9 protein-coding genes are annotated in these 6,187 nt (G+C 76.5%); 4 read left to right on the top strand and 5 right to left on the bottom strand.

What is annotated here, in order from left to right:
- A partial coding sequence (locus G5C62_RS24765; protein WP_164703106.1) for a hypothetical protein occupies positions 1–318 on the bottom strand: 318 nt, incomplete at its 3' end.
- 189 nt (positions 319–507) lie between these two features.
- On the opposite strand from G5C62_RS24765, the gene G5C62_RS24770 reads away from it, so the two are divergent.
- A complete protein-coding gene (locus G5C62_RS24770; RefSeq protein ID WP_164703107.1) occupies positions 508–711 on the top strand; it encodes a hypothetical protein in 204 nt (67 codons plus the stop codon).
- 65 nt (positions 712–776) lie between these two features.
- Here the strand turns inward: G5C62_RS24770 and G5C62_RS24775 are convergent, their stop codons facing one another.
- Both G5C62_RS24775 and G5C62_RS24780 read right to left on the bottom strand, forming a co-directional pair.
- Entirely contained in the window at positions 777–1,988 is a 1,212-nt protein-coding gene (locus G5C62_RS24775) for an MFS transporter (RefSeq protein WP_164703108.1), read from the bottom strand.
- Between the two features lie 43 nt (positions 1,989–2,031).
- Positions 2,032–3,549, bottom strand: coding sequence for a Mur ligase family protein (locus G5C62_RS24780; RefSeq protein WP_164703109.1), 1,518 nt, complete (start codon positions 3,547–3,549; stop codon positions 2,032–2,034).
- Positions 3,550–3,650: 101 nt separating this feature from the next.
- Between G5C62_RS24780 and G5C62_RS24785 the strand changes: the two genes are divergently transcribed.
- On the top strand, positions 3,651–4,076 hold the full coding sequence (locus tag G5C62_RS24785) for a hypothetical protein (protein ID WP_164703110.1): 426 nt from the start codon (positions 3,651–3,653) through the stop codon (positions 4,074–4,076).
- 17 nt (positions 4,077–4,093) lie between these two features.
- On the opposite strand, the gene G5C62_RS24790 is transcribed toward G5C62_RS24785, so the two are convergent.
- Positions 4,094–4,426, bottom strand: coding sequence for a YnfA family protein (locus G5C62_RS24790; protein WP_164703111.1), 333 nt, complete (start codon positions 4,424–4,426; stop codon positions 4,094–4,096).
- 49 nt (positions 4,427–4,475) lie between these two features.
- On the opposite strand from G5C62_RS24790, the gene G5C62_RS24795 reads away from it, so the two are divergent.
- Positions 4,476–5,258, top strand: coding sequence for a DUF998 domain-containing protein (locus tag G5C62_RS24795; RefSeq protein WP_164703112.1), 783 nt, complete (start codon positions 4,476–4,478; stop codon positions 5,256–5,258).
- A 37-nt stretch (positions 5,259–5,295) separates the two neighbouring features.
- Here the strand turns inward: G5C62_RS24795 and G5C62_RS24800 are convergent, their stop codons facing one another.
- A complete protein-coding gene (locus tag G5C62_RS24800) occupies positions 5,296–5,655 on the bottom strand; it encodes a helix-turn-helix transcriptional regulator (protein ID WP_052091025.1) in 360 nt (119 codons plus the stop codon).
- A 94-nt stretch (positions 5,656–5,749) separates the two neighbouring features.
- Between G5C62_RS24800 and G5C62_RS24805 the strand changes: the two genes are divergently transcribed.
- A partial coding sequence (locus G5C62_RS24805) for an FAD-dependent oxidoreductase (protein ID WP_164703113.1) occupies positions 5,750–6,187 on the top strand: 438 nt, incomplete at its 3' end.

Genomic DNA, 6,187 nt, shown 5'->3' on the forward strand with positions numbered 1-6,187 from the left:
GAGGAGCCGGCCCCCCGGGACCGCAGCGAGCACGCCAAGGACCCGCACCTGTCCGACGAGGCGCTCGAGCACCGCACCGAACTGGAGCGCCAGGCGGTGCAGTCCGACGACGCGAACCCGGGTCGGCGTGTGGGGGTCCAGCCCGGCCGGCGGCTCGATCAGCGTCGTGTGCGAGGCCAGGTCCGCGGTCATCACGTCGACGGAGCCCGGGGGGAGCGGGGCGGTCTCCCGCCGGCCGATGGTCAGTGTCAGCTCGCCGTCCTGCACCCGCGCAGCCCGGGGCATGGTGGGATGGCTGCTGCTGCCCCAGGTGGTCACCGCGAGGAGGGCGCCGTCCTCGACCCACCGGACGGCGAAGCCGGGGTGCTCCTCCCCGGGGTGTGGCGGGACTCCGACGACCGGCAGCGCCCTGCCGTCCGACCTGCCCTCGTTTGAGGGAACGCCGCCACGGGATACCGGGGAGGGGAAGCCGCCCGGAGCCGCCGGGCCACGAGAGCGGAGGACGCGATGACCAGCCCGCACGACGAGCCGACGCTCGACGACGTGATGACCCCCGAGGAGCCGGCCCCCCGGGACCGCAGCGAGCACGCCAAGGACCCGCACCTGTCCGACGAGGCGCTCGAGCACCGCACCGAACTGGAGCGCCAGGCGGTGCAGTCCGACGACGCGAACCCGGCCGGCGCCTACGAGCACGACGCCACCGAGGGCTGAGCCGACCGGCTCCGACGAGGGCGGCGCACCCGGGACCCCCGGGGCGCCGCCCTCGTCGCGTCCGGTCAGGGCTGCAGGGAGCGGGTGCGGCCGAGCGCGCCGGTGAGCACCAGGGCCGCGAGCGCGCACCCACCGGCGAGCAGCGCGACCCCGGGCCAGCCGGCGTCCTGCCAGGCCCGGCCGGCCAGCGTGCCGCCCACCGACGAGCCGACGTAGTACCAGAACGAGTAGAGCGAGGCCGCCTGCCCGACCGGCCGGCCGCCCAGCTGGGCCCGCGCCGCCACCCAGCCACTGGCCACGCCGTGGGCGGCGAAGAACCCGACGGTCAGCACGCACAGCCCCAGGACGACGCACCACAGCGGCGTCGGCAGGGTCAGCGCGATGCCCGCCGCCATCAGCGCCACCGCCCCCGGCACCACCACCCGCCGGCCCATCCGATCGGCCAGCCAGCCGGCGGTCGGCGAGCTCGCCGAACCCAGCAGGTACGCCAGGAACACCAGCCCGGCCACCGCGGGCGTCAGCGAGTAGGGCGCGGACTCCAGCCGGAAGGTGCCGGCGTTGTAGACGGCGACGAACCCGCCCATCAGCAGCGCGGCCAGCCCGTACAGCGCCAGCAGCGCCGGGTCGGTGAACGCCGAGCCCAGTTGGCGGAGCAACCTGCCCTGCCGGGAGAGCGGGGTGAACCGGCGGGCCGGGGGCAGCAGCAGCCGGACGGCGACCGCACAGGCGACGGCGACCACCGCCGCCCCGCCCAGCGCCGTCCGCCAGCCGCCCAGTTCGGTCAGCACACCGGTGAGCAGGCGGCCCGACAGGCCACCGATCGCGGTGCCGCTGACGTAGAGCCCGATCGCGCGCGAGCTCATCGCCGGGTGCAGCTCCTCGCGCAGGTAGGCCACCGCGACGGCGGGCAGCCCGGCCAGGGCGAAGCCCTGCAGCCCGCGGAGCACCAGCAGCGCCTCCCATCCCGGCGCCAGCGCGATCAGCACCGCGAGCAGCGCGGCGGCGGCCAGGCTGGCGTGCAGGATGCCGGTCCGGCCGCGGCGGTCCGACAGCGGACCGAGTACCAGCAGCCCCACGGCGAGCGCGGCGGTGCTCACCGAGATGACCAGCGTCGAGGCCGCCGGGGTCACCTGGAAGGAGCGGCTGAACTCCGGCAGCAGGGCCTGCGGGGCGTACAGGCTGACGAACACGGCGATCCCGGCGAGGAAGACGGCGGTCGCGGCCCGCCGGAAGCCGGGCTCGCCGGCCCGGTGGCCCGGCCACTCCCCCGTCGTCACGCCCGGGAGCCTGCCCGTGTGCCGCGCGGCACCCGCGGCGGGGTCAGCTGGCCTGCTCGGCCACCAGCTCGTCGGCCCGGGAGTCCAGGGCCTCCTGCGCCACCTCGGCGTCGTCGAAGGGCACCGGGGCGCCGTCGTCGGTCAGCGTGGTCTCGTGACCGCGACCGACGACGAGCACCACGTCCCGGCTCCCGGCGGCCTCCACCGCCGCGGTGATCGCCTCCCGGCGGTCGAGCACGGTGTGCACGACCGCGCTGCCGCCGATCAGCCCGACCCGCAGCTCCTCGACGATCGCCTCGGGCCGCTCGCCGTGGCTGCCCTCGTTGGTCAGCCACACGGTGTCGGCGGCGCGGGCGGAGACGCCGAGCCCCTGGCGCTTGTACCGGTCGCGGCGGCCGCGGGCGCCCAGCACCAGGTGCACCTCCCCGCCGGGACCGGTGAGGTCGCGGGCGGTCTGCACGGCGGCGGCCAGGGCCCGAGGGGTGTGGGCGTAGTCGACGACGACGAGCGGCCCACCCGGCTCGCGGAGCAGGGTGTTGCGCCCCGCCGGTGCCGCGGTCGCGGCCAGGCCCGCGGCGATGGTCTCCGGCGCCAGCCCGAGCGAGCGGCCGGTCGCCCAGGCGGCGGCGATGTTGCCCACGTGCACCCGGCCGACCAGCGGCGAGCAGATCCAGTGCCGCCCGCCGTCGTCCTCGACGACCACGCTGGTGCCGTCCAGGCCGGTGCGCCAGCCCACCACCCGGACGTCGGCCGGCACCTCCGGCCGGGTGCTCACCCGGGTCACCGGCACCCGCGCCTGGTCGGCCAGCCGGCGCCCCCACGGGTCGTCCACCACGACGACGGCGCTGTCGGTGCGCTCGGGGGTGAACAGCAGCGCCTTGCTCGCCCAGTACTGCTCGATCGTGCCGTGGTGGTCGAGGTGGTCCTCCTCGAAGCCGGTGAAGACCGCCACCTCGACGTGCACGGCGTCGACCCGGCCGACGTCCAGCGCGATCGACGACGCCTCCACCACCGCGCTGGTCGCGCCCGCGTCGAGCATCCAACGCAGCAGCCCGTGCAGCTCCGGCGCCTCGGGGGTGGTCAGCCGGGTGCCGCGGGTCTGACCCGCCACCCGTGCGCCGAGCGTGGTCACCACTCCGGCGCACTCGCCGGCGGCCTCGAGCACGCCGCGCACCAGCGTGCTGGTCGTCGTCTTGCCGTTGCTCCCGGTCACGCCGACCAGCCGCAGGTGCGCGGCGGGGTCGCCGGCCAGCAGGGCGCCCAGCGGCCCGAGCAGCGCCCGGACCGACGGCACCAGCAGCTGCGGTGCGTCCAGCGGCAGCGGACGGTCGACGAGGAGCGCGGCGGCCCCGGCGGCCAGGGCGGCCTCGGCGAACCGGTGGCCGTCGCTGCGCGCCCCGCGGACGCAGGCGAACAGGCAGCCGGGGGTTACCGCCCGCGAGTCGGTGACCAGGTCGCGCACCAGCAGGTGGTCGGCGCCACCGGAGCGGACGACGGGACCGGCGGCCACGCTGCGGGCACGGGACTCGACGGCAGCCCAGGGGACCGCGGGGAGCGACACCCGGTCGACGGTAGGGCAGCGGCGCGCACCCGGCAGCGCGAGATCCGGTGGGCCACGACCGTCCTGTCGCCGAGGTGCCGCGCGGCTGGTTGGCTCGAGCCGTGCCGCAGCTGACCGCCGCCGACGTCGCCTGCTGGGTGCTCAAGAGCAACCGGCCGCCCGAGGCGCTGGCCCCCCGGTGGCGGCCGGGTGACGCTGCGGTGCTGGACCGGTGCGTGCGGCCCTCCTACCGGCTGAGCCTGATGTCGCCGGGCCAGCCGTGCCTGCTGTGGGTCAGCGGCCGCGACCGGCCCGGGGTGCACGCCCTGGGTGAGCTGGCCGGGCCGGTGGACGACGCCGCCCCGGGCGGGCCGGCGGTCGCCGTCCGGTGGACGCGGCTGGCCCACCCGGTCGACCGGGCCGAACTGCTGTCCGATCCGGCGACCCGTGCGGCCGAGGTGCTGCGGATGCCCGCGGGGAGCAACCCGTCGTGGCTGTCGCCCGGCCAGTACGCGGCCGTGCTCGCCCACGCCGGGGTCACCGCCTGAGCGCCTGACCGAGCCGCTCAGGCGCCCCGGGGCGCGTACATGATCAGCGCGACGCCGACCAGGCAGACCAGCGCACCGCCGACGTCCCACCGGTCGGGCCGGAAGCCGTCGGCGGCCATCCCCCACAGCAGCGACCCGGCGACGAAGACCCCGCCGTAGGCGGCGAGCACCCGGCCGAAGGCGGCCTCCGGCTGCAGCGTGGCGACCATGCCGTACAGCGCGAGCGACACCATGCCGATGCCCACCCAGAGCCAGCCGCGGTGCTCCCGCAGGCCCTGCCAGACCAGCCAGGCGCCGCCGATCTCCAGCAGTGCGGCGAGCGCGAAGAGGGCGATGGAGCGGATCGTCACACCGGGCAGTCTGCCGCTCGCACAGCCGGGGCTGGGACCATGGCTCACCGTGACGGACAGCCGGTACCGCTGGGGCGGGCTCGCGTGGGTGCTGACCCTGCAGTTCTTCGTCGTCGAGGCGATCGCTGCACTGCAGTACGACGGCTACTCCTACTCGGCGGACGTGATCAGCGACCTCGGGACGGCCACCTCGCCGGCCCGGGTGCTGATGAACGCCTCCTTCCTCCTGCAGGGGCTGCTGATCATCGCCGGGGCGGTGCTGCTGCGACCCGGGCTGTCCGGCACCGGCGGCCGCCTGGCCGGCCCGCTGCTGGGCCTGTCCGGGCTCGGGGTGCTGCTGGTCGGGCTCTTCCCCTCCGACGGCGACACCACGGTCCACACGGTCGCGGCGGGGGTGCACTTCGTCGCCGGGGCGATCGGGCTGATCGCCCTGGCCTACGGGGTGCGGCCCCGCTCGGAGGCGGTGGGCACCACGCTGGCCGTGCTGGGGCTCGTCGGCGTGATCGGCACGATCTTCTTCGCCTCCGCGGTGTTCATCGGGCTCGGCGAGGGCGGCATGGAGCGGGTGGCCGGGTACGTCGTGCCGCTGGGCCTCCCCCTGGCCGGCGCCCTGCTGTGGCGGCAGAAGGACGACTGGCTGGCGCTCACCAACCCCGACGGGACGCCGAGCCGCCGGCAGCTGCGGGAGGACGCCCGGCTGGAGCGGGCCCGGCGGGCCGCCGAGCGGGACGCCGCCCTGGAGGCAGCGACCCGCCACCCGGCCCCGGACACGGCGCGCCCGGACACGGACGCCGCGGACGAGGCCGACGACTTCGACCCCGACGACCCCTGAGCCCCTCGGCGGCGCTGAGGTCGGGGCGCACCGCCGGTCAGGAGCAGCAGGCGTCGGCGCCCTCGGGGGTCAGCGCCGCGAGCGTGGCGAGTGCCTTGACCGGCCCGGCGAGCGCCTCGCAGCACAGCGCGTAGACGTTGCTCCGCCCCCTCGGCGTGCTCGTGACCAGCCCCTGGTCGCGCAGCGGCGCCAGGTGGTGGCTGACCAGGGTCTGGCTCATGCCGGCGGCGTCGGTCAGCTCCCGGACGGTGCGCGGCCCCTCGGCCAGCAGCAGGAGCAGGTGCAGCCGGTTGGGGTCGCCGAGCGCCTTCAGCTGCGGGGCGAGCAGGCGGGCACGATCGGCGGGAGAGGTCAGCTCGTCGACGTCGAGCAGTCGCACGTCCAGGTCCTGGCGCATGCCGGACAGTCTGACACACAGTGGTTGTTGTCAACAGTGTTCGCTGTTAACGTCACCCCGCGTTGGTTGTCGACGAGCGAGGAGTGCTGACCGCATGAGCGCGTACACGACGGACGACCTGCCGGTCGTGGTGATCGGTGCCGGCCCGGTCGGGCTGGCCGCCGCCGCCCACCTGCTGGAGCGCGGCCTGGAACCCCTGGTGCTGGAGGCCGGCGACCAGCCCGCGTCCGCGGTGCGGGCCTGGGGGCACGTGCGGCTGTTCTCCCCCTGGGAGTACGACGTCGACGACGCCGCCGTCCGGCTGCTCGAGCAGACCGGCTGGGAGTCCCCCGACCGCACCGCGCTGCCCACCGGCGCCGAGCTCGCCGAGCGGTACCTGGCACCGCTCGCCGCGACGCCGCAGCTGGCCGGCCGGTCGGGCAGGCGGCCTCGCTCTACTCGTTCTGGTACTACGTCGGCTCGTCGGTGGGCGGCACGCTGGCCGGCCGGGCCTGGCAGGACGCCGGCTGGCCCGGGGTCGCGCTGCTCGCCG

The sequence above is a fragment of the Modestobacter sp. KNN46-3 genome (assembly GCF_011039295.1).

Excerpts from the sequence above, each read along its gene's own strand:
- G5C62_RS24770 (WP_164703107.1), top strand. The coding sequence starts at position 508 with ATGACCAGCCCGCACGACGAGCCGACGCTCGACGACGTGATGACCCCC.
- G5C62_RS24800 (WP_052091025.1), bottom strand. The coding sequence starts at position 5,655 with ATGCGCCAGGACCTGGACGTGCGACTGCTCGACGTCGACGAGCTGACC.